Here is a 20,927-nt window from a genome sequence, read left to right on the forward strand (position 1 = left end):
CGCAACCGACGAACCACTCCAAAACCGGAGATTTCATTAGTATTTATAATGGATTAACGGCAAATATCGCATTCAAAACAAATACGGTTTTCCGCGGTAAAACTTATGGCGACGAGATGGGGTTAATTGATTCAAATTTGCACAAAAAAATTAACCGCAAATTTGGGACACTGGCACAGATGAAGTGTTCAATTTTATAACACAATTTCTCATATAGGCACAGAATGTAAAAGCGGACATCCTCGAAACCCTATAATCAACAAAGAAAAATAATAGATCCTCGAATTCAATTAATAGGATATTTGAGATTTTTCTTTTAGCGATATAGGGGAATTTCATTGTTTAATTTTGTCGGCATAAATCCCGCAATAGGAGTATTTTTACTTGTTGTAAATGTTAACGGAATCTCCTCTCCCTGTTAAAATCCTGATTTTATTAAAATTGGAGATAAATGGCCCGGCATCGATCGGCATCTGGCCTCACCGTTGCAGTTCACATCCCGAACAACAGATATCCGGGAGCGGACCATGAACATCGCACATTATATAATAGGAGCCGCTACCAGCCTGGCTCTGGTCGGCCCGGCCTTCGCGCAAACAAACAGCTTTGGCGCGCCGCAAACCCAGCCATACGGCACCACATTCTCGCAAAGTGCACAGCCATATCAGCCCGCAGGGCGAGACGAGAACGGTAACCGGATCATTATCAACGGCCAGTTGATGGGATCCGGCGCCAGCAACAACCCGGCCCGCACCCGCGCAGGCCTCGCCAGTCGAAGCGGCTCCACGCTTCCAATGGGCGGAACGCTGAGCCGGGCGGGCACGACAGCCGTCAGCATCGGCAATAGCGTCTCGATTTCCGGGACCGTGGCCAGCACCATCATCATCAACCAGACCAACAACAGCTCGCAGACCGTCAATGTGAACGGCACGCCCCAGACGAGAGGCCGATAGAATGCGTCGCTTTGCCCTGCCGCTCATCGCAGCCCTATTGCTGCCTGCCTGCTCGACGACGCAGGATCCGGACGCCCCGGTCGCGTATGTCGCGCCTCTGACGGGGAGCCCGGTCGTCCAGTCCCGGAGCGTCTATACTGAAGCCCTGCACTGCTTGGCCGACCATGCCCGGTCGCAGAACTATGCCGCGCCAAGGCTGGCCGTCGGACATATCTCCGACTTGACAGGTGCGGAGGACTACCTCTCCGGTCGCCGCCTGACCCAGGGCGCCACACTGATGGCAATAACCGCCGCATCAGAGGCCGGCATGCGTCTGGTGGAGCGCTTCGACATGGGCGTCGTGCAGGTCGAGCTCGATTATGCCCAGAGCGGCCTGGTCCGGGATGCGCCCAATGTTCTTCGCACGGTCCAGCGCGGACAGATGGAGGGCGCAGACCTCTACCTGGTTGGCGGAATTACCGAGTTCAATCCAAATATTCGCTCGAGCGGAACCAACGCCTTTGCCAATACCACCAGCCAGACCGGCGGCGCGCTGGCTTTTGGCGGCAGCGAGTACATCGTCGATGTCGGAATTGACCTGCGCCTGATTGACGTTCGCTCCACCGAGGTCCTCGCGGTCCGCTCCCTGCGCAAGCAGATCCGTGGACAGGAAGTCGAAGCTGGTGTCTATGCCTTCCTGGACGGGACGGTCCTGGATATTGGCGGGGGCGAACGCGCGCTGGAACCTGTTCAGACCGCCGTCCGGAGCATGATCGACCGCGCGGTCTTCGAGTTCATGGCGATGCTCTACGACCTTGAATCCGGTTCCTGCATCGATGGCCAACCAGCCTTGGCCCGTCAACAAACGGCGCAGATCCGGCCTGCTCCGACGGCGACTCTGGTGCAGGAAGCGCTACCCGAACAGCCTCAGGCTCTGGCAAGTAACGCCCGGAGCGAGATCCCGAGGAACCCGATACCGCCATCCCGCTTGCCGCCGACGAATGGTTATGGCCTGCATATCGCCTCAGAGCTGACGGTCTGGAACGTCAATCGTGAGTGGCGCGAGCTGCGCGCGATCTATGCCGACCTGTTGGCCGGACGCGCCGGACGCGTCCTGCGGGTCGAACAAGGTCATGGCGGTGCCGAATTCCACCTTCTGGCCGGGAGCTGGCAGACCGAAAGCGAGGCCGTGGCAACTTGCGAGGCGATCCGTCAGCGCGGTGGTACCTGCGCCGTCGCCCCGTTCGACGGGCAACCGGTCATGCGGGGCTGATCCCTCAGGCGCCCGGCAGGGTCCGGCCAATGGCCAGAAAGCGCTCGCGGCGCTGCTGGCGCAGGGCCTTGGCGTCCATCTGCTCGAGCTGCCCGAGGTGCTTTTCGATGGCATTGCCGACCGAGGTCATCGTGGCCGCGGCATGCCGATGGGCCCCGCCAATCGGTTCCGGAATGACCTGGTCGACGATCTTCATGGCCAGCAGATCCGGCGCGGTCACTTTCATGGCGACAGCGGCGTCCTTGGATCGCTTCATGGCCAGCAGATCCGGCGCGGTCACTTTCATGGCGACAGCGGCGTCCTTGGATCGGGCCGAATCCTTCCACAGGATGGAGGCGCAGCCTTCCGGCGAGATCACCGAATAGATCGAATGTTCCAGCATCATCACGACATTGGCGCTGGCCAGGGCCACGGCACCGCCGGACCCGCCTTCACCGGTAATGGTGGAGATCAGCGGCGTGCCGAGCGTCAGGCAGCGTTCGGTGGAGCGCGCGATGGCCTCGGACTGGCCGCGCTCTTCCGCGCCAAGCCCGGGATAGGCACCGGCGGTATCCACGAAGGTAAGAACCGGCAGGTTGAACTTTTCGGCCAAATCCATCAGGCGGATCGCCTTGCGATAGCCTTCCGGGCGCGCCATGCCGAAATTGTGCTTGATGCGGGTTTCGGTATCGTGGCCCTTCTCATGGCCGATCACGACCACGGAGCGACCGCGGAAGCGGCCCAGGCCACCGACGATGGCGGCATCCTCGGAGAAGCGGCGATCGCCGCACAATTCCTCGAAATCCTCGATCAGCGCCTTGCGGTAATCACGGAAATGAGGGCGCTCGGGGTGACGAGCCACCAGCGTCTTGCGCCAGGGGTCGAGCTTGGAATAGAGCGCGGCAAGCTGTTCGCTCGCCTTCTGACGCAAGCGCGCCGTCTCTTCAGCCGTGTCCGGAGAGTCTTCACCCGCAAGGGATTCGAGCTCTTCGATCTTGGCTTCAAGCTCGGCCAGCGGCCGTTCGAAATCGAGATAGGTACGAGTGGGGTCGGACATGCCCTGCCAACGCCTGTGATCACAAAAGCGGAGGGCAACCTAACCACCCCGCCCCGGTGTCACAAGCCTCAAAAGCCGCGCGTGCGCATCGGTCAACCGGAAGGGTCGTCACCATCGCGACGGGCGAGCGGGTGTGCCGACTGGACGAGGGATTTCAGCCTCTCGTCAAGCACATGCGTATAAATCTGCGTGGTCGAGACATCGGCATGACCCAGCAGCATCTGGACACTGCGCAGATCAGCGCCCCGGGCCAGCAGGTGTGTGGCAAAGGCATGGCGCAGCACGTGCGGCGAGACCTTCGCCGGATCGAGACCTGCCGCGACAGTCAGCTCACCGAGTATCTGGGCAAAGCGCTCGCGGGTGAGATGACCGGTCTTGGCGGTGCGGGAGGGAAAGAGGAAACGCGCGGCCTTGCCGCCCCGCGTCTTGTCGGCTGGCAGGTGAGCCTCACGCACGGCCTTGTAGGCCGACACCGCCTCCAGGGCAGCCTCGGTCAGGGGCACCAGTCGCTCACGCCCGCCCTTGCCGGTGATCTGGATACAGCGTTCGGCCTGCACGAAAGCCCCCAGCGGCAGGGACACAAGCTCGGTCACGCGAAGCCCGCCGGCATAGAGCAGCTCCATCAAGGCGCGGGTGCGCAGACCGGCCGGACCCGGCAGTGTGGTCGCCGCGTCAAACAGCGCATCGACATCGGCCTCGGAGAGAATCTTGGGCAGCGAACGGCCCTGCTTCGGCGCCCGCAGAGGCGTGGCGGGATTGTCGTCGCGGACCCCGTCCGACAGCAGGAAGCGGTAAAAGCGCTTGATCGCGGACAGGCGGCGCGCAGCCGTCGAGGCCGCCAAACCGTCGGCCGCAAACCCGGCCAGCACGGCTTCGAGGTCCGGTGTGGTGGCCGCATCCAGCCCCTGGCCGCGGGCCGCCAGACGACCGGCGACATCGTCAAGATCGCGGCGATAGGCATCGAGTGTGTTGGCGGCGGCCCCGCGTTCGGCAGCCATCATGTCGAGAAAGAGCGCGATCAGGGCGCCATCGCCATTGCGTCCGCCCCGAGAGGTTAGACTCACCGCGCCCTCGCGATCACCCGCTCCAGCACCAGGGCCAGCGCATGCCGACGCAGGCCGGCGGCATCCAGCGCCGCGATGGCACGGCTGAAGGCCACCGGGTCGGTCGCGGTTTCAGGCCGGTTGAGCACGGATACCGCAAGCAGCGCCGTCTCCGCCCGGGCCCCGGCACGAACCGCCATCTCCATGGCGGCCGCTTCGGGACTGCCCGCGGTTTCGGACCGTCCCAGAACGGCGAGACGGATATCACCCGGCAATCGGGCCCCCAGCGCCCCCAGCGCCAGCTGCTCCGGCAGGGCGCCAGAGCCCTGGCTTTCAAGCCAGGCAGCCAGCACGGCATCGAAATTACCGGCGCCCAGCGCATCACGGGCAATGTGCAAGGCGAGGTCGAGCGCCACCATGCGGCGCGGGTTCGGCGGCACCCATTCGGAGACCGCGCCATCCACCGGCGTTCCATCGGCATAGACCAGCGTGCCATCCGCCATCTCGAGCACCGGCTGGCCGGCCAGCTCTGCTGCACTCGGACGGCGCGGCGGACCGTCCATCAGCGCATCACGCCAGCGGGCGGCATCGCGCAAATCCCCGATGATGACCGCCGCAAGTGCAATCTCGTATCCGTGTTCGAGCAAGGCCTCGGTCAGCGGCAGGGTCTCGATCTCGCCACCGTGATGACGGGCGACATGGATGAAGCGTGCCGTGTCGGGCGTGTCGGCGAGAAGCTGGCCGAAAGCGCGCGCCGCAATCTCGCGGTCACGCCCCTGGCCGAGCAGATCCTCGAGCGCCTGATGCCGCTCCGCGCCCGACAGGGCCAGGGCCGCCTCGAAAGCGGCTGCCGGATCGTTGATCGGGACCGGCTCGAACACCGGCGTGACGCCAAGCGCACGCAGCCAGGCCGGCGCCGTCGTGGAAATCGCCGGCGTGTCGGCCTCCGGGTCAACAAGATAGCGGGCCATGGCAAAGTCGAGACCGCTGTCCGGCGGCGCCACACCCTCCGCCACACTGCCCAGCGTGATCGAGAAGAGGCGGGCATCGAAATCCTCGTCGGCGGATGCCGCACGCGCCAGCTCGGCGGTCAATTCGGCAGCAGCGCCCTGCCCGTCCAGGGCGAGACAGAAAGCGCGGCGACGCAACCAGTCCGGCGCCTCGCGATTGTCGATCAGCGCATTCGTGGTCTGGCACGCACGGTCCGCCGCACCGACCGCAAAGCCGAGCTCGGCATGCCAGCGCGCCAGCGCCGGGTTCCGATTCACATTGGGGGTCCGCTCCAGCAGGTCAAAGGCATCATGCGCCCCGCCGGCCGCCAGCAGACGGTCGACCCGCAATTCCGCCAGACGGTCATCACCACGACCGCCCGCCGGAGGCTGTCCGCCGGACAGCAGGATGATGCGAGCGGTATCGCCGAGCGCCTCGCTGGCATAGCCGTCTTCGTCCGAGCCGGGCAGCCTGGCCAGCACGGCCTCGGCCATGTCGCGACCTGTCCCCGTCCACAAACGGTCCCCGAGCCCGCGATCGGTCAGCGAGACCTCCAGGGGATCGAGCGCATCAAGACGCTCCACTTCAATCGGATTCTGGGCCGTAGCGGCCCCGCCCAGAAGCGCTGCCAGCAGGCTAGCGCGGGAAATCATCTTCCAGCTCGACACGCACATTCTCCCGGGTCGGTTCCAGGCCGTTGGCGATCATGACCAGCGTGCCGAAGCCGATCGCAACGAGACCGGCGATAACCGCCACACCCACCAGAAAACCACGCATGAACCCGACTCCTTGACCCTAAAATGCCCACCATCGCACTGCAGGCAGACGCGGCGACGAGCCTAACCCTGATTGCGGCGATTTCCAGACCGTTTATACCGCTCGCATGTCGAGCGTCCACAAACCGCAGAAATCACTCGTCCTCATCGGTCTGATGGGGGTCGGAAAGACGACCGTCGGCCGGCGCCTCGCGCAGGCCCTGAAACTGCAATTCCGCGATGCCGACGAAGAAGTGGAACAGGCCGCCGGCCGCAGCGTCTCGGACATTTTCGAGGATTTCGGCGAAGCTGCCTTCCGCGATGGCGAGCGCAAGGTGATTGCCCGTCTGCTCGAGGAGCCGCCGATGGTGCTAGCGCTCGGCGGCGGCGCTTTTGTCGATGAGGAAACCCGGGCCCGGATCAAGGCGCAGGCCACGTCGATCTGGCTCCAGGCGGATGTCGAAACCCTCGTCAAACGCGTCTCCCGCCGCGATACCCGCCCGCTTTTGCGCAAGGATGACCCGGAAACCGTGCTGCGGGCCTTGCTCGCCAAGCGTCAGGCCGCGTATGCAGAAGCCGATATCCATGTTGACGCGTCCGGCGGTTCCCACCACATCACGCTGGACGCGATCCTGCGGGCGCTGGATGACCGGGAGGCCAAGACTTGAGTGACATTCTGAGGGTTCCCGTCGGCCTCGGCGACCGCGCCTATGACGTGCTGGTGGGCCCGGGAGCGCTCGCAGCCGCCGGACCGGAGCTCACCCGTCATTTTCCGCGTGGACGCGCCCTGCTGGTCACCGATCGCAATGTCGCCGGCCTGCATCTCGAGACCGTGTCACGCCAGCTTGCCGAGCTCGGCCTGCGGGTCGACCCCATACGCGTCGATGCCGGCGAAGCGACCAAGAGCTGGGCCGGGCTCGAGGCTGTGGTCAACGCCTTGCTGGACCACCAGGTAGAACGCTCGGAAGCCGTCATCGCCCTTGGCGGCGGTGTCATCGGGGACCTGACGGGTTTTGCCGCTGCCGTGACAAAGCGCGGGCTCGACTTCATCCAGATCCCCACCACATTGCTGGCCCAGGTCGATAGTTCCGTGGGGGGCAAGACCGGCATCAATACCCGGCACGGCAAGAATTTCGCCGGTGTTTTCCATCAACCCCGCCTGGTCATTGCCGATCGCGACCTGCTGACCACCCTGCCCGAGCGCGAGCTACGGTCCGGCTATGCCGAGATCGTGAAGGCGGCCCTGATTGGCGACGCCCCGATGTTCGATGACCTCGAAGCGGCCGGTGCCGGGGTGCTTGACGGCAACCGCCTTGATGGCGCCGTGGCCGCAGCCATCGCCTTCAAGGCCCGGATCGTCGCCGAAGACGAGCGAGAAGGCGGCGTGCGGGCCCTGCTCAATCTGGGTCACACCTTCGGCCATGCCCTCGAGGCGGAAGTACCCAAGGATGCCATCCGTCACGGTGAAGCCGTCGCCGTCGGCATGGCGCTCGCCTTCGCCTACTCCGCACATCGCGGCGATTGCAGCAGCGACGACGCAGCTCGGGTCACCGCCCATTTGCGCGCTGTCGGCCTGCCGGCCCGTATCCGCGAACTGAACTACGCCACCTGGAAGCCCGCCCGGCTTGTCGCCCGCATGCGGGACGACAAGAAGAACAAGGATGGCCGCATTACCCTCATTCTCGCCCGCGGCATTGGTCAGGCTTTCATTGACCCGGCGGTCGATGAGGCCGACCTTCTCACTTTTATGGAGACCCAGCTCTCATGAGCCTCGACTGGACCCTTATCGGACCGGCCCTGACCATTCTCGGCCTGCTCTGCCTGTCTGCCTTTTTCTCCGGATCGGAGACCTCGCTGACCGCGACCTCGCGGGCCCGCATGCTGCAGATGGAGCGCGACAAGAACCCCGCAGCGGCCCGCGTCAACGTGTTGATCTCGGACGGCGAAAGCCTGCTGGGGGCGATCTTGCTCGGCAACAATCTCGTCAATATCGCCGCCTCGATGATCGCCGGCCAGTTGTTCGAAAGCCTGCTCGGCGGCAATAGCGTCCTGTGGGCGACCCTGGTCATGACCATTCTTGTTCTCGTCTTTGCCGAGGTCCTGCCGAAAACCTATGCCCTGTCCAACCCGGAGCGCTTTGCGCTTGTGGTGTCACGCCCGATCCTGTTCGTCGTTCGGGTTTTTTCACCGGTTGTCGGCACGGTGCAGTTCGTGGTCCGCAATGTATTGCGCCTGTTTGGCGCGCGGGTCGAAGGCCCGGTCCTGTCCTCGCATGACGAACTGCGCGGTGCGATTGCGCTGCACCACGAGGAAGGCGGCGTGGTCAAGGATGACCGCGACATGCTCGGAGGCGTTCTGGACCTGCGCGACCTGACGGTCGACGACATCATGGTCCACCGCAAATCCATCCTGATGCTGGACGCCGACAAGCCGTCCGAGGAAATCGTCACCGAAGCCCTGCACTCCCCGCACACCCGCCTGCCGATCTACAAGGGCGATGCGGAGAACATCATCGGCATCCTGCATGTCCGTGACATTGCCCGCGCCCTGCACGAGGCCGACGGCAATGCCTCGGTGATTGATATCAGCGCCCTGCGTCGGGAGGCCTGGTTCGTACCGGAAACCACCGAAGTGCTCGACCAGCTCAACGCCTTCCGCGAGAAGCGGGAGCACTTCGCGCTGGTCGTCGACGAGTATGGCGCCCTGATGGGCCTGGTCACGCTGGAAGATATTCTCGAGGAGATTGTCGGCGCGATCGAGGACGAGCATGACGTGACCGTCGAAGGCATCCAGCCTGACACCGAGGGCGTCTGGCTGGTCGATGGCACGCTGCCGATCCGCGACCTCAACCGCGCCCTCGACTGGGAATTACCGGACGAGGAAGCGGTCACCATTGCCGGGCTGGTCATCCACGAAGCCCAGACCATCCCGGAACGCGGCCAGGTCTTCGGCTTTCACGGGGCCCGTTTCGAGGTCGTCGAACGTCGCCGCAACCAGATCACCAGGCTGCGTGTCTCGGTCAGTCCCGATGACGTGGTGACGAACGGCGGTTAGCCGGTCGCGGCCTCGGCCTCAATCAGCGCCTCATAACCGTTGCAGGTGCCTTGCGGGGTGGACGCCCGCACCGGCTCACGGCCATCACGGGCCTCGGTGACCAGGTCGCCGACGGCATCGGCGAAGACGCTGGACAGGTCCATCACATCGGCGAGGTTGGAGAATGCGTCCGGACCATCGAGGATGGTCGTGACCCCGCCGCCCGACGCCAGGTGGTTCTGTGAGGCCCAGCGGATGGCGGCAACCTGGCGGCCGGTGCCATCAAGGATTTCAGCCTCCACACCCAGAGCACCGATACCCAGCGGGACGCGCGGATTGAGCGGTCCGGGCACGGCAACCCCGATCAGGCGGGACACCCCAGTGGTGGCGACATTATTGCGGCGGATCCCGGTAATGGCAGCGCTGACCTCACCATCGGGATCGGTCTCCGCTTCGGTCGGGATTCCGGTCGGCAGGACCGAGAAGCCGGCCCGCGCCAGACGCTGGCAGAGGTCCTGGGACAGCTGCACGCGGACATCGACCAGCCTCGCCGGCGGAATGGCGTCATCGATATCAGCGCCCGGTGCGATCCGGACAGGCGGCAGGAAGAGCGTATCCATCCCGGCCAGAGCCTCTCCGTCGGCATACTCCTCGACAGAAAGCAGGCGCCGGTCTCCGGCTGCCAATTGCCCGGTTGAGGAGAGCGTGGTTGGCGTATCGAAACTGGTGCTGCACGCGGACGCCAGAAGGGCCGCCAATGCCGGTAGTCCGGTCTGGGTCAGTCGCCGAAACATGGGTCATCCCTCTCTCGCCAGGTGAACGTTACAGCCCGGGGCTCGCCCCGGCTGGGGACAAGAAGGACCTGATGCTTATTCGTTGAGACCCCGCGCCCGGATCACCAGCGCATGGACCGGTCCGGCAAGCTCCTCTGCCAGCACGTCGTTGACCAGCCGGTGGCGGGCAAGGCGGGTCAGGCCGTCAAACTGGCTGGCGGTGATGTCTGCTGTGAAATGGCTTTCGCCGCCGGGGCGGGCCCCAGCGTGTCCGGCATGCAAATGACTGTCATCAGTCACCGTCAAAGCGCTGGGCGCGAAGGCTTTTTGCAGTTTCTCCTCGATACGGTCGGCGACAGCACCCATATTTGCACCTCTTTGTTCATTCGCTTCATTGCCGCTTTACAGACGCGTGACCATAATCGGGGATCATGTCCGAAGCCTACCCATATAAGCCGCGGTTCAAAGACATCCGCATCAAGCCGCCCAAGGACAAGCCGGCGCCGGAGGAGCGTGTCTGCGAGTGGCCTGGCTGCCGCAAGCACGGCGATAGCCGGGCGCCGAAGTCGAATGACCGGCTGAATGATTTCTACTGGTTCTGTCAAAGCCACGCGTCGGAATACAACAAGTCTTGGAATTTCTTCGAAGGCATGGGCGAACAGGCGGCGCAGTCCTTCCGCGAGAGCGCGGCCTATGGTCACCGGCCGACCTGGAACTGGCGCAATACCCATTCCGCCTCAGCCCGGGCGACGAAGGCCAGCCGGGATTTTGCCGACGGGTTCAACGATCCCTATGGCATGTTCGGTGACCGCAAGGACCCGCACAAGGAAGCCCCGCGCGAAAAATCCATGGGCCGGCTGCAGACCAAGGCCCTCGAAACCATGTCGCTCGATCCTGATGTGGACCCGGCGACGGTCCGCAAGCGCTATGCCGAACTGGTCAAGCAATTCCACCCGGACGCGAATGGTGGTGATCGTTCCAGCGAAGAACAACTGGGTCGGGTGATCGCGTCCTACCAGATTCTGAAAAGCGCGGGGATGGCTTGAGGCCATGACAGAAAGCCGTGTTTGTTTTCCGATACGGCTCTTTGTACGGTCGCGAGACGAACGGGAAGCACAGATGGCCTCAAACTCACTTCAGTGGCGCGCTCCGCAGATAGCGGCGGTCGCATTGGCCGCCCTGCCCATGCTCTACATGTTTCTCTGGTGCGCGATGTTTGTGGGCAGTCTCAGCGGTGCCTGGCATCCGCGGATCGGCAATCTTGATGTCGGCACTGCCATCCAGCGCTCCGATGGCCTGGACCTCGCCGGCCTCGTCCTGATGACCCTCGCCTGGCTTGCCGGACTTGTGCTGATTGCCAGACAACGGCGCGCCGGCGTCTATGCCATGGCGCTTGCCAGCCTCGCGCATATCGGCACCTGGCTGCGCATCACCGACGGCCAGTATTACAACGGCCAGTTCGGGCTGATCGTCATCCTCCTCGAAATGGCGATCATCACCCTCGCCTACTTCGCTTTGCGCGGGCATCGACGGGTCTGAACCGCACTCCGTCACGGCCATTGACTTGAAGCGGGGCCTTGCCTGCGATACCTCCGTTGACAGACCGATTGCGCGCCGCAGCAATGACCGCAGATTACCGACAGCGCGCCCAGCCAAAAAGACGGGTTTGATGAGCGACAGTTTTCCCCTTTCCGCCCCTGATGCCGTAGCCGATTGCCAGAAGCTGTTCGGCTTCGACCCCGGCTTTGATGTCGCCATGTTCTCCACCCCTGACGAGCACACGCCGATCATGGATCCGGACTATGTGTTCGATCCGGCCACGACGCGCTCCATCCTGGCCGGCTTTGCCTATAATCGCCGGGTGATGGTCCAGGGCTATCACGGCACCGGCAAGTCCACGCATATCGAGCAGGTCGCCGCGCGCCTCAACTGGCCGATGGTCCGGGTCAATCTGGACAGCCATGTCAGCCGTATCGACATGGTCGGCAAGGACGCCATCGTGCTGAAGGACGGCAAGCAGATCACCGAATTCCAGGAAGGCATCCTGCCCTGGGCCCTGCAACGCCCGATCGCGCTCCTGTTCGATGAATATGACGCCGGTCGTCCGGACGTGATGTTCGTGATCCAGCGCGTGCTGGAAGCCTCGGGCTCGCTGACCCTGCTGGACCAGACCAAGGTGATCCGTCCGCACCCGTATTTCCGCCTGTTCGCCACCACCAACACGATCGGCCTCGGCGACACCACCGGCCTCTATCACGGCACCCAGCAGATCAACCAGGGCCAGATGGACCGCTGGTCGATCGTGGCCACGCTGAACTATCTGCCGCGCGAGACCGAGAACGCCATCGTCCTGGCCAAGATGAAGAAGCTGGCCGCCTCCGAAGACGGCCGCAAGCAGGTCTCCGACATGGTCAAGATGGCCGATCTGACCCGCGAAGCCTTCATCAATGGTGACATCTCCACCGTGATGAGCCCGCGCACCGTGCTGACCTGGGCCGAGAACCAGGAAATCTTCGGCGATCTCGGCATGGCCTTCCGCCTGACCTTCCTGAACAAGTGCGACGAGCTGGAACGCCCGGTCATCGCCGAAATGTATCAGCGCGTGTTCGGCGTGGACCTGCCGGAAGCCAAGGTGAAGAGCGCGGCCTGACCCTGCCGGTCAGCCGGCGTCGGCTTCCGGTTCGGCGGCAATCACGTGCAGGCCCTCTTCGTCGCTGGTGACGGTGATGGTGAGGGCCGCGCCGGGTTCGAACAGTGAGATATCCACCGCCTCATCGATCATGAACGGCATGACCATCGCGCCCATGCCGACCTCCGGCATGGCGCCATGACGGATGATGGCGGTGCGGGCCTCGACGTCGACTGTGCGGACATCCCCGAAGGTGACCGATTGCGCAGCCATCTCGCTGGCCATGGCTCCATGATGGTCGCCGCCATGATGATCATGGTGATCGACGGCGCCGGTGGCGAGCAGAAAGCTGGTGGTCAGAAGGGTGATCATGGCGTCAGTCCTTTCGGGTGAAGTGGGTGTCAGACCGCATTCGGGTCAATCCCGTCGCGGGCCAGTTCATCGGCGCGGGCCGCACGGGCCTCGCCTTCGGGATTGTCATACCAGCCGGGATCGCCGTCACCGGTCAGACGGTCACGCACCTTCAGGATCGTGAACATGCCGCCCATGGTGATGTAGTCGCGCGGACCGCGGGCGCCGACCATGGGCAGGGAATTGTCCGGGATCGGCATGTGACCCATCTCGATATGCTGACCCATCTCGCCCATGCCATCCTGGCCCATCGTCATATAGGTCGGGAGCAGGCTGCCAACGGCGCGATCGATCCGGCGGGCGTTGACGCCGGTCAGGTTGGGCACATGGCCCATCTGGTTCATGACGTGGTGGGTCATGTGGCAGTGCATGGCCCAGTCACCCGGATTGTCGGCAATGAATTCCACCGTCCGGGTCGAGCCGGTCGGGACCAGCACCGTGGTATCGGGATGACGCGCACTGGCCGGAATTGCACCGCCATCGGTCTCGGTGATGGTGAAGGCATAGCCGTGCAGGTGGATCGGGTGATGGTCCATGGCCGAAAGATTGCCGAAGCGCAGCCGGACCCGCTCGCCACGCTGGGCGATCAGGGGCGAGGTCCCGGGATAGCAGCGCGCATTCATGGTCAGAACGTTGAAGCCCGACATGGCGTTCGGATCGGGCCGCTCGGCACCGGGGTGCAAGGCCCATTCCGAGAGCATGATCGCATAGTCACGGTCCGGACGCGGGCCGGCGGGTTGGCGCGGATGGACCACGATCATGCCCATCATCCCCAGTGCCATCTGGGTCATCTCGTCATGATGCGAGTGGTACATGAATGTGCCGTGCTGGCGGAAGGTCCACTCGTAGACGAAGGTTTCACCCGGCGCGATCGAGCGCTGCGAGAGCCCGCCGACACCATCCATGCCGGAGGGCAGGATGACACCGTGCCAGTGCACCGTGGTCGGCGCTGGCAGGCGGTTGGTGACGTAGATGCGGACCTTGTCACCCTCGACCGCCTCGATGGTGGGGCCATGGGTGCGACCATTATAGCCCCAGGTTCGCGCCGACAGGCCCGGGGCAAATTCATGCTCGACCTCTTCCGGGACGAGATGAAAAATCTTGACCCCGTCGACCACGCGGAAGGGCAGCGTCGCCCCGTCCGGCGTCACGACAGGTGTATAGTCGCGTCCGGCGCGACCCGGCGCGTAATCCCTATCATGCGGGACCGAAGCGGTATGAGCCGCCGCCCGCACCGGCTGGGCCGATGCGGCGCCGGTCCCCAGACCGGCCGCAGCAACACCGACACCACCGACGAGCAGGGCATCGCGTCTTGAAATCGCCATCAGTGACCTCCCTCGGCCATCATCGGAGCCGCTCCGCCAGCCGCCGAGAGACCCACGCCATGCGGTGAGCCTCCGGCACGAATTTGCTGCAGGGCAATGCGGGCCCGGTGCAGATCGGTCAGTGCATCGACATAGGATTGCCCGGTCCGGGTCCGCATCTGGACGGCAGCCATCAGATCGAAAACGCTCACCTGCATCGCATTGTATTGACGCATTGTCGCATCCATCAGGCGCTCGCTGGTCGGCAAGGCCTCGCGCTCGATGCGGGCGAGCCGGGCTTGGGCCAGATCGGCACTGGCTTCGGCGGCCTGAATCGAGGTCCGGATCTCGTGCACCAGACCGGCATGGTGATCGATCGCCTGTTCGGCCCGCAGGCGCCCCGCAGTGCGCCGGGCCTCACCGAGGTCGAAGACGGGCAAGGCGAACTCCAGCGTCCAGCCACGCGACCATTCCCGGTCATCCCGCTCCCAGACACCGCCCAGCTCGACATGCTCCAGCAGGGTGGCCCAATTCTCCAGACCCGCTTCACCTGCTGTGGCTTCTACACGGGCACGGGCCGCTGCCAGTGGCAGGCTGGCCGTCATGGCATCCGCATCCGGGATGTCAAAACCAGCCGGATCAAGTCCCTCGAGCCGGTCTGGCAGGCTATCGGCCGTGATCTCGACACCGAGTTGACGCGACAGCATCAGCCGGGCCTGCAGGGCGGTATGCTCGGCGGCCAGAAAATCCAGCTCGGCCTGCTCGGCAAACACCCGCTCGCGTTCCAGATCCATCAGCGGCGAATTGCCGGCAGAGCGCATCTCCTCGGCCACGACCAGGCTGGCCGCGGCGGCATCGCGGATCCGCTGCTGCAGATCCAGGCGCTGACGCGCGGCGACAGCATCGACCCAGGCGCGCCGCGTCTCGGCGATGAAGTCGATGACCGCGAGGACGGTTGCAGACCGCCGGGCCTCGTACCGGTTGTGCGCGGCTTCGGCCCGCCACGGCGTCGCGGCAATGCCCAGCAGCGAGGCACGCAGATCAACGTCCCAGATGCGGCCAGTCCCGTTTCCGGGGAAGCTGGTGACACCAATGACCGGATTGGTGGGACGGGAGGCCGTGACCCAATCGGCGCGCGCCAGGCCGGCTTCGGAAAGCTGCGCCATCAGACGCCGATTATTGGCGATGGCCATCGCGACAGCTTCGTCTTCAGCGAGCGGTTGGCCGGCCGGAGGCGTCACCGTTTCGGCCGCATAACCCGTCCGTTCGGAGACTTCGTCGAGCACCAGCGCGCGCTCGCGGGACGGGTCAATGCTGGCGCAGCCGGCCAGCACGGCCGCGCAGAAAACCGGGGTGAGGATACGGACAGCAGCTTGTTTCATGTGGCTTGCCCTAACATACCCCCCGGGGGTATACAATCCGCATGACAGAGACCCACACCGCCCTGATCCCTGCCCGCACCGCCAGCCTCGCTCGTCTGAAGCGCGTTGAGGGTCAGGTGCGCGGCATTGCCCGCATGATCGAGGAAGATCGCTACTGCATCGACGTCCTCACGCAATTGTCAGCGGTCAAGTCAGCGCTGGCCGCGGTTGAAGGGGAAATCCTCAAGAACCATGCCAGCCATTGTGTCAGCCACGCCATCGAGAGCGGCGATGCCGCGGATCAGAAAGCCAAGCTGAACGAGCTGATCGCCCTGCTGGCCAAGCACTACCGCCTCTAGCGTCCGGCTCCCGACGGAGGTGACTTTACCCGTTATCGGCCTAGTTTGCGGCGGATGCAGGTCTTCTACTCCGATACGTTCTCGCTCCCGCTGCCGGACGGTCACCGTTTTCCCGGTGGCAAGTACACGGCCTTGCGCGATCGACTGGTGGCCACAGGCATCGTCCGCGAGGATGAGCTGAGCGTCTCGCCGCTGGCGACGACCGACGCCATCCTGCGTGCTCATGATGCGGCCTATGTCGAGGCTTTCGAGACCGGACAGCTGGACCGCGCGGCGATCCGCCGCATCGGCTTTCCCTGGTCTGAAGGCCTGGTCACACGGACCCGGGCCACGGTCGGCGGTGCCATCGCAGCGGCCGAGGCGGCGCTGCAGGACGGGATTGCCGGACAGCTGGCCGGGGGCACTCATCACGCCCACCGCGATTTTGGTTCGGGCTATTGCATCTATAATGATTTCGCGGTGACGGCCCTGCACCTGCTCGAGACCGGGCTGGCCAGCCGGATCGCCATCATCGACCTTGATGTTCACCAGGGCGACGGCAATGCCGCCATTCTCGGCGACCATCCCGATGTGTTTGTCTTCTCGATGCATGGCGAGAAGAATTTCCCCTTCCGCAAGCAGGTCAGCGATCTCGATGTGAACCTGCCGGACGACACGCAGGACGCGGCTTACCTCGCCACGCTCGACACCCACTTGCCGGCTGTCCTCGGCTTCCGCCCGGACTTTGTGCTTTACCAGGCGGGCGTTGACCCCCTGGCCGAAGACAAGCTGGGACGGCTTTCACTCAGCCACGCCGGTCTGATGGACCGCGACCGGATGGTGCTGGACGCCTGTCGGCGACAGGGCATTCCCGTCTCGATGGGAATTGGTGGCGGCTATGCCGATCCGATCGAGGCTTCGGTGGTCGCCTATGCCAACACCTATGCCGTCGCCCAGGAGGTCTACGGCGTCTGATGGCCGAGCATTGATCCGGCGAGGCGGTGACCGGACAGGAAGGCGGCCTCGACGCGGGGCCCAAGACACCAGTCGCCGGCCAGACCGAGGTCTTGATCCTTGTCCCACAGGAAAGGCTCACCCAAGGCTTCCATCACCCGGGCATAGCGCCAGCGATGCACGGCGGCATGAAGAATGGTCACCGGGACGCCGGCCCAGTCGCGGAAGGCATCGCACAAGCGCTCGGTGACGGCTGCGGCGTCCTCTTCCAGGTGAATCTCGCTCCAGCGCGGCCCGGCCTGCATGACCCAGGCTTCCTGACCACTCGGGCGGCCCGGCTTGCTGGTATTGCGGGCCAGCCAGGCGCAGGGGCCGTCAGAGCTCCGATGCACGTCCGGCGCGACACCGAGCGTCTCGGACACGGTCAGCATCAGGGTCCAGCACGGCGCATAGACGACGGCGTCGAGCGGCGCCGCGAAATCGGCATGGCCAGCCAGAAGCGTCCGGGCCTGGGGTGCCGGAATGGCCAGCACAACCCGGTCGGCCGAGATTTGCCCGCTGGTCGGCTGATCGACATCAATCAACCAGCCGGCTTCAAACTTGCGCAGGGCCGACACCCGATGCGAGCGACGGATATCCAGACCCTCGGCCAGCGGGGCGACCAGACCGCTCATGCCAGGCTCACCGACCCACCACGCCTCGTCATCATCGCGTCGCGGCCACAGGCCGGCCGCGCCGCTTGTCCGGGCCTGGTCGAGGAAAGTCTGAAACGCGGGGGCACGGGCGGTGACATACTGGGCGCCGTGATCGAACACACCGGCATCGCCGCGCCGGGTCGCCAGGCGGCCGCCGAGGCCGCGGCCCTTGTCGAGCACGATCACAGCCTCGCCCGCATCGGCGAGACGCCGCGCACAGGCCAGGCCGGCCATACCCGCTCCGATGATAATGGTCGTCATGATATCCTCGGACCCTTTTGCTGCCCCAGCATTTAGGGCGCGTTCCGGCTATCGCCAGCGAGGGCGTGCGTTTACTGGAAGAAGTTGAGGATGACACGGGGCGCGCGGTTGGCGATTTCCAAAGCCTGCACGCCCAGTTCCTCACGGACCCGCAAGGCCTGGAGGCGGGCGCTGTCACGGCCAAGGTCCGCATCGACAAGATTGCCGATCCCGGCCTCGGTCACATCGATCTGCTTGACCAGAAGTGTCTTCTGGATCTCCAAAGACTTCAGCCCCACGCCAAGACGCGAAACCGAAGCGGTCACATCACTCATCGAGCTTTCGAACGCCGTGACATCGGCACTGGTCGGCTGGGTCGTCACAATCGCGTTGTCGCTCTGCGGCAGGTTGGCGGCCAGGCCGGCGTCGAAAATTCCGCCGCCATCGGTCAGGTCCTCGGCGGCAATGGTGAGGGTCTGACCGGGTGTGGAGCCGATCAGGACGGACAGGTCCTCGCCGCCACTTTCCAGCAGGTTGAGATCATTGAAGCTGGCATTCTCGGCGAGGCGCTGGGCCTGGTTCCCAAGCTCGATGAAGTCGGTCATCAGGCTGCGCCAGCTCTGCTCGTCGAGGGTCGTGTCCGTCGCAGCAACGAGCTTTCCGTGCATCTCGACCATCAGGTCGGATATCCCTTCAGACGCCGCCAGGGCTGTCTCGACAACGCCAATTCCCAGATCCATCGAGGTCAGCGCGCTGCCACGCGACTCATTGTCCGCACGCATGCCGTGGGCCATCGCCCACACCGTGCCATTATCGCTGGCACTGCCTACCTTGAGCCCCGTCGCGATCCGGGTGTGCACAGCGGCACTTTCCCTTTGCAGCATGCTCATGTGCTGCAGCGCAGAGTTCACGGCGGCCATGGAATGGACCGAAAAGGTCATCCTGCCGACACTCGCCACCAACTAGTCGCCCGTCCGGCATTTTTGCCGATACAGGTCCACTGTCCAGTTTTTCACCCCGGGGTTAGCAAGAGGTTGACGACGCGCCGCGGCGGCCGCTGCAGCGCGACTGGCAATCAATGGCCCTGACGGCTCGATTTCCGCGATCAATCGGCTAGGTTCACGGCTATGAGTGAGCCGCCTTCCGATCCGGACGCCTTCAAGCGCGCCCTGTCCATCACCACCCGCGCCATTGCCGGCGACCGGGACCTTGACGTGCGCTTCGGCGGCGAAATTGCCGGCCTGTCGGGGGGGCGCATGGTCCTGCCCAATCCGGGAAGCGAACCCTCATCCGAGGCCGCCGCGGCGGTCCGGGGCCGGGCCGATGCGCTGGCCCTGCGGCTGGCCCATCATGACGAGGCCGCCCACATGCGGGCGCTGCCGCCTGGCGCCACGGCACGGGCGATTTTCCATGCCGCTGAACAGGCCCGCGTCGAAGCGCTTGGCGCCAGGAACATGCGCGGCATGGCCGGCAATCTGGACGCGGCCCTGGCCATGCGTTGCCGCCAGAAAGGCTGGCAGCGGGTCGAGGATCGCCAGGCCGCCCCGATGGAAGAAGCCCTCGCCTTGCTGGTTCGCGAGCGCATCTCGGGTAACCCGGCACCGCCGGAGGCCGCTGGTCTGATGGGGCTCTGGCGTGACCAGATGGAAAGCGTCGCCGGCCTCTCGCTCGACGCCCTCGCCGAGAATGCCGACGACCAGCTCGCCTTTGCCGAACTGCTGCGCACCGTCATCCAGGATCTCGACCTGTCCGACGAACTCGGCGGCGATCCAGAGGACTCCGACAATCCCGACGATGATGATGAAGGCGTCGATCGCGAGGAAAGAACCGGCGACGACGAGGACGATGACGGCAGCCAGGGCGAGCAGCCCGACACGCCGGACGCGGCCGGTACGGCGGGAGACGAGGAAGAGATCAACGCCGACACCGATGATGCCGAAACCCGCGTCGATGCGATGGATGACGAGGGCGCGGCGCAGACCTCGATGCGTCCAAACTGGCAGCCCGTCAATGACGCCAATGCCAATGCCTACAAGGTTTTCACGCGCGAGTTCGACGAGGTCATCCAGGCCTCTGACCTGTGCGACAGTGAGGAACTCGAGCGCCTCCGCAAATATCTCGACAACACGCTCAAGGGTCTCGACCAGGTCGTCGGCCGCCTCGCCAACCGGCTCCAGCGCCGCCTGATGGCGCAGCAGGAACGCGCCTGGATGTTCGACCTCGAGGAAGGCGTGCTGGACGGCTCCCGCCTCGCCCGGGTCATTGCCGACCCGACCCTGCCGCTGTCCTACAAGCAAGAGAGCGACACCGAATTCCGCGATACCATCGTCACCCTTGTCCTGGATAATTCCGGCTCCATGCGCGGCCGTCCGATCATGGTCGCAGCCGCCTGCGCCGATATCCTCGCCCGCACTCTGGAACGCTGCGGCGTGAAGACCGAGATCCTCGGCTTCACCACCAAGGCCTGGAAAGGCGGACGCTCGAAGGAGCAGTGGCTGGCCGAGGGCAAGCCGCCCAACCCGGGCCGCCTCAATGATCTGCGCCATATCATCTACAAGGCCGCCGACACGCCCTGGCGCCGGGCCCGGGTCAATCTCGGCCTGATGATGCGCGAGGGCCTCCTGAAGGAAAACATCGATGGCGAGGCCCTGCTCTGGGCCTGGAAACGGATGGCCGCGCGACCCGAACAACGCCGCATCATGATGGTGATCTCGGACGGCGCCCCGGTCGATGACGGCACCCAGTCGGCCAATTCCGCCGGATATCTGGAACGCCATCTGCGCGAGACCATCGCCATGATCGAGACCCGCTCGGAAGTCGAACTGCTCGCCATCGGCATCGGCCATGACGTCACCCGCTGGTATCGCCGCGCGGTCACCATCAATGACGTCGAACAACTCGGCGGCGCCATGACCGACCAGCTCGCCGCCCTGTTCGACGAGGATGGCGGCAAGGGCTCGAGCGTCTCCTCCGGTCGACCCGGCCTGAAGCGCACCGACTTCGCCGGGGTCACGCGCCGCGCCTGACCCAGGCCCGAACCCAAACACCGAGATCGCCACGACGCTTGGCGCCTGGCGGTTTGGGCAGAGGAGGGAGCGGGATGCCGGCCGGAGCCGATAAAGCGCTGTATTTATGAGGGTAGCTTCGACAAGCATCCCGC

At 64.6% G+C, this 20,927-nt stretch carries 22 protein-coding genes; 11 read left to right on the forward strand and 11 right to left on the reverse strand.

Features of this window, described 5'->3' with window-relative positions; translation table 11 throughout:
- The first annotated feature begins 527 nt into the window (after positions 1 to 527).
- Together AAA969_RS11415 and AAA969_RS11420 are read left to right on the forward strand one after the other, a co-directional pair.
- Positions 528 to 953 carry a hypothetical protein gene (locus tag AAA969_RS11415; protein ID WP_295695411.1) on the forward strand — a complete coding sequence of 142 codons (426 nt, stop codon included), beginning with the start codon at positions 528 to 530 and terminating at the stop codon, positions 951 to 953.
- A 1-nt stretch (position 954) separates the two neighbouring features.
- Complete coding sequence (locus AAA969_RS11420; protein WP_338246187.1) at positions 955 to 2,205, forward strand: CsgG/HfaB family protein; 1,251 nt, start codon at positions 955 to 957, stop codon at positions 2,203 to 2,205.
- A gap of 4 nt (positions 2,206 to 2,209) precedes the next feature.
- Here AAA969_RS11420 and AAA969_RS11425 read toward each other — a convergent pair whose 3' ends face one another.
- From AAA969_RS11425 to AAA969_RS11440, 4 genes are all read right to left on the reverse strand, one after another.
- The gene (locus tag AAA969_RS11425) at positions 2,210 to 3,241 is read right to left on the reverse strand and encodes an acetyl-CoA carboxylase carboxyltransferase subunit alpha (protein WP_338246188.1); all 1,032 of its coding nucleotides are present in this window, start codon (positions 3,239 to 3,241) and stop codon (positions 2,210 to 2,212) included.
- Between the two features lie 92 nt (positions 3,242 to 3,333).
- On the reverse strand, positions 3,334 to 4,305 hold the full coding sequence (locus AAA969_RS11430; RefSeq protein WP_338246189.1) for a site-specific tyrosine recombinase XerD: 972 nt from the start codon (positions 4,303 to 4,305) through the stop codon (positions 3,334 to 3,336).
- A complete protein-coding gene (locus tag AAA969_RS11435) occupies positions 4,302 to 5,942 on the reverse strand; it encodes a hypothetical protein (RefSeq protein WP_338246190.1) in 1,641 nt (546 codons plus the stop codon). The genes AAA969_RS11430 and AAA969_RS11435 overlap by 4 nt, the downstream gene beginning before the upstream one ends.
- Positions 5,911 to 6,051, reverse strand: a complete 141-nt coding sequence (locus AAA969_RS11440) for a hypothetical protein (protein ID WP_190273920.1) — start codon at positions 6,049 to 6,051, stop codon at positions 5,911 to 5,913. Before AAA969_RS11440 ends, AAA969_RS11435 begins: the two co-directional genes overlap by 32 nt.
- Before the next feature lie 106 nt (positions 6,052 to 6,157).
- Between AAA969_RS11440 and AAA969_RS11445 the strand changes: the two genes are divergently transcribed.
- The 3 genes from AAA969_RS11445 to AAA969_RS11455 are packed head-to-tail and all read left to right on the forward strand — an operon-like array spanning position 6,158 to position 9,083.
- Complete coding sequence (locus tag AAA969_RS11445) at positions 6,158 to 6,697, forward strand: shikimate kinase (RefSeq protein ID WP_338246191.1); 540 nt, start codon at positions 6,158 to 6,160, stop codon at positions 6,695 to 6,697.
- Positions 6,694 to 7,797, forward strand: coding sequence for a 3-dehydroquinate synthase (gene aroB, locus AAA969_RS11450; RefSeq protein WP_338246192.1), 1,104 nt, complete (start codon positions 6,694 to 6,696; stop codon positions 7,795 to 7,797). Before AAA969_RS11445 ends, aroB begins: the two co-directional genes overlap by 4 nt.
- Entirely contained in the window at positions 7,794 to 9,083 is a 1,290-nt protein-coding gene (locus tag AAA969_RS11455) for an HlyC/CorC family transporter (RefSeq protein WP_338246193.1), read from the forward strand. Before aroB ends, AAA969_RS11455 begins: the two co-directional genes overlap by 4 nt.
- Here AAA969_RS11455 and AAA969_RS11460 read toward each other — a convergent pair.
- Both AAA969_RS11460 and AAA969_RS11465 read right to left on the reverse strand, forming a co-directional pair.
- A complete protein-coding gene (locus tag AAA969_RS11460; protein WP_338246194.1) occupies positions 9,080 to 9,856 on the reverse strand; it encodes a DUF3313 family protein in 777 nt (258 codons plus the stop codon). The two genes, AAA969_RS11455 and AAA969_RS11460, sit on opposite strands and share 4 nt — an antisense overlap.
- Before the next feature lie 75 nt (positions 9,857 to 9,931).
- A complete protein-coding gene (locus AAA969_RS11465) occupies positions 9,932 to 10,201 on the reverse strand; it encodes a BolA family protein (protein ID WP_338246195.1) in 270 nt (89 codons plus the stop codon).
- 65 nt (positions 10,202 to 10,266) lie between these two features.
- Between AAA969_RS11465 and AAA969_RS11470 the strand changes: the two genes are divergently transcribed.
- From AAA969_RS11470 to cobS, 3 genes are all read left to right on the forward strand, one after another.
- Positions 10,267 to 10,881: a J domain-containing protein gene (locus AAA969_RS11470; protein WP_338246196.1), complete on the forward strand. Its 615-nt coding sequence runs from the start codon at positions 10,267 to 10,269 to the stop codon at positions 10,879 to 10,881.
- A 73-nt stretch (positions 10,882 to 10,954) separates the two neighbouring features.
- Complete coding sequence (locus tag AAA969_RS11475; protein WP_338246197.1) at positions 10,955 to 11,374, forward strand: hypothetical protein; 420 nt, start codon at positions 10,955 to 10,957, stop codon at positions 11,372 to 11,374.
- 127 nt (positions 11,375 to 11,501) lie between these two features.
- Positions 11,502 to 12,485 (forward strand): cobaltochelatase subunit CobS, encoded by a 984-nt coding sequence (cobS, locus tag AAA969_RS11480; RefSeq protein ID WP_425325002.1) that lies wholly within the window; start codon positions 11,502 to 11,504, stop codon positions 12,483 to 12,485.
- A gap of 9 nt (positions 12,486 to 12,494) precedes the next feature.
- Here cobS and AAA969_RS11485 read toward each other — a convergent pair whose 3' ends face one another.
- The 3 genes from AAA969_RS11485 to AAA969_RS11495 are packed head-to-tail and all read right to left on the reverse strand — an operon-like array spanning position 12,495 to position 15,561.
- Entirely contained in the window at positions 12,495 to 12,836 is a 342-nt protein-coding gene (locus AAA969_RS11485; RefSeq protein ID WP_338246199.1) for a copper-binding protein, read from the reverse strand.
- A gap of 29 nt (positions 12,837 to 12,865) precedes the next feature.
- A complete protein-coding gene (locus tag AAA969_RS11490) occupies positions 12,866 to 14,200 on the reverse strand; it encodes a multicopper oxidase family protein (RefSeq protein WP_338246200.1) in 1,335 nt (444 codons plus the stop codon).
- A complete protein-coding gene (locus AAA969_RS11495; RefSeq protein ID WP_338246201.1) occupies positions 14,200 to 15,561 on the reverse strand; it encodes a TolC family protein in 1,362 nt (453 codons plus the stop codon). The genes AAA969_RS11490 and AAA969_RS11495 overlap by 1 nt, the downstream gene beginning before the upstream one ends.
- Positions 15,562 to 15,602: 41 nt before the next feature.
- Between AAA969_RS11495 and AAA969_RS11500 the strand changes: the two genes are divergently transcribed.
- Entirely contained in the window at positions 15,603 to 15,899 is a 297-nt protein-coding gene (locus AAA969_RS11500) for a metal-sensitive transcriptional regulator (protein WP_338246202.1), read from the forward strand.
- Positions 15,900 to 15,953: 54 nt separating this feature from the next.
- Complete coding sequence (locus AAA969_RS11505; protein WP_338246203.1) at positions 15,954 to 16,853, forward strand: histone deacetylase family protein; 900 nt, start codon at positions 15,954 to 15,956, stop codon at positions 16,851 to 16,853.
- Here the strand turns inward: AAA969_RS11505 and AAA969_RS11510 are convergent.
- Both AAA969_RS11510 and AAA969_RS11515 read right to left on the reverse strand, forming a co-directional pair.
- Positions 16,841 to 17,788, reverse strand: a complete 948-nt coding sequence (locus AAA969_RS11510; RefSeq protein ID WP_338246204.1) for an NAD(P)/FAD-dependent oxidoreductase — start codon at positions 17,786 to 17,788, stop codon at positions 16,841 to 16,843. The genes AAA969_RS11505 and AAA969_RS11510 overlap by 13 nt on opposite strands.
- A 71-nt stretch (positions 17,789 to 17,859) precedes the next feature.
- Entirely contained in the window at positions 17,860 to 18,708 is an 849-nt protein-coding gene (locus AAA969_RS11515; RefSeq protein ID WP_338246205.1) for a flagellin, read from the reverse strand.
- 186 nt (positions 18,709 to 18,894) lie between these two features.
- Between AAA969_RS11515 and cobT the strand changes: the two genes are divergently transcribed.
- Positions 18,895 to 20,793: a cobaltochelatase subunit CobT gene (gene cobT, locus AAA969_RS11520; protein ID WP_338246206.1), complete on the forward strand. Its 1,899-nt coding sequence runs from the start codon at positions 18,895 to 18,897 to the stop codon at positions 20,791 to 20,793.
- Positions 20,794 to 20,927: the final 134 nt, after the last annotated feature.

It is taken from the genome of Maricaulis maris (assembly GCF_036322705.1).
In the GTDB taxonomy this organism is placed as follows: Bacteria; Pseudomonadota; Alphaproteobacteria; order Caulobacterales; family Maricaulaceae; genus Maricaulis; species Maricaulis maris_B.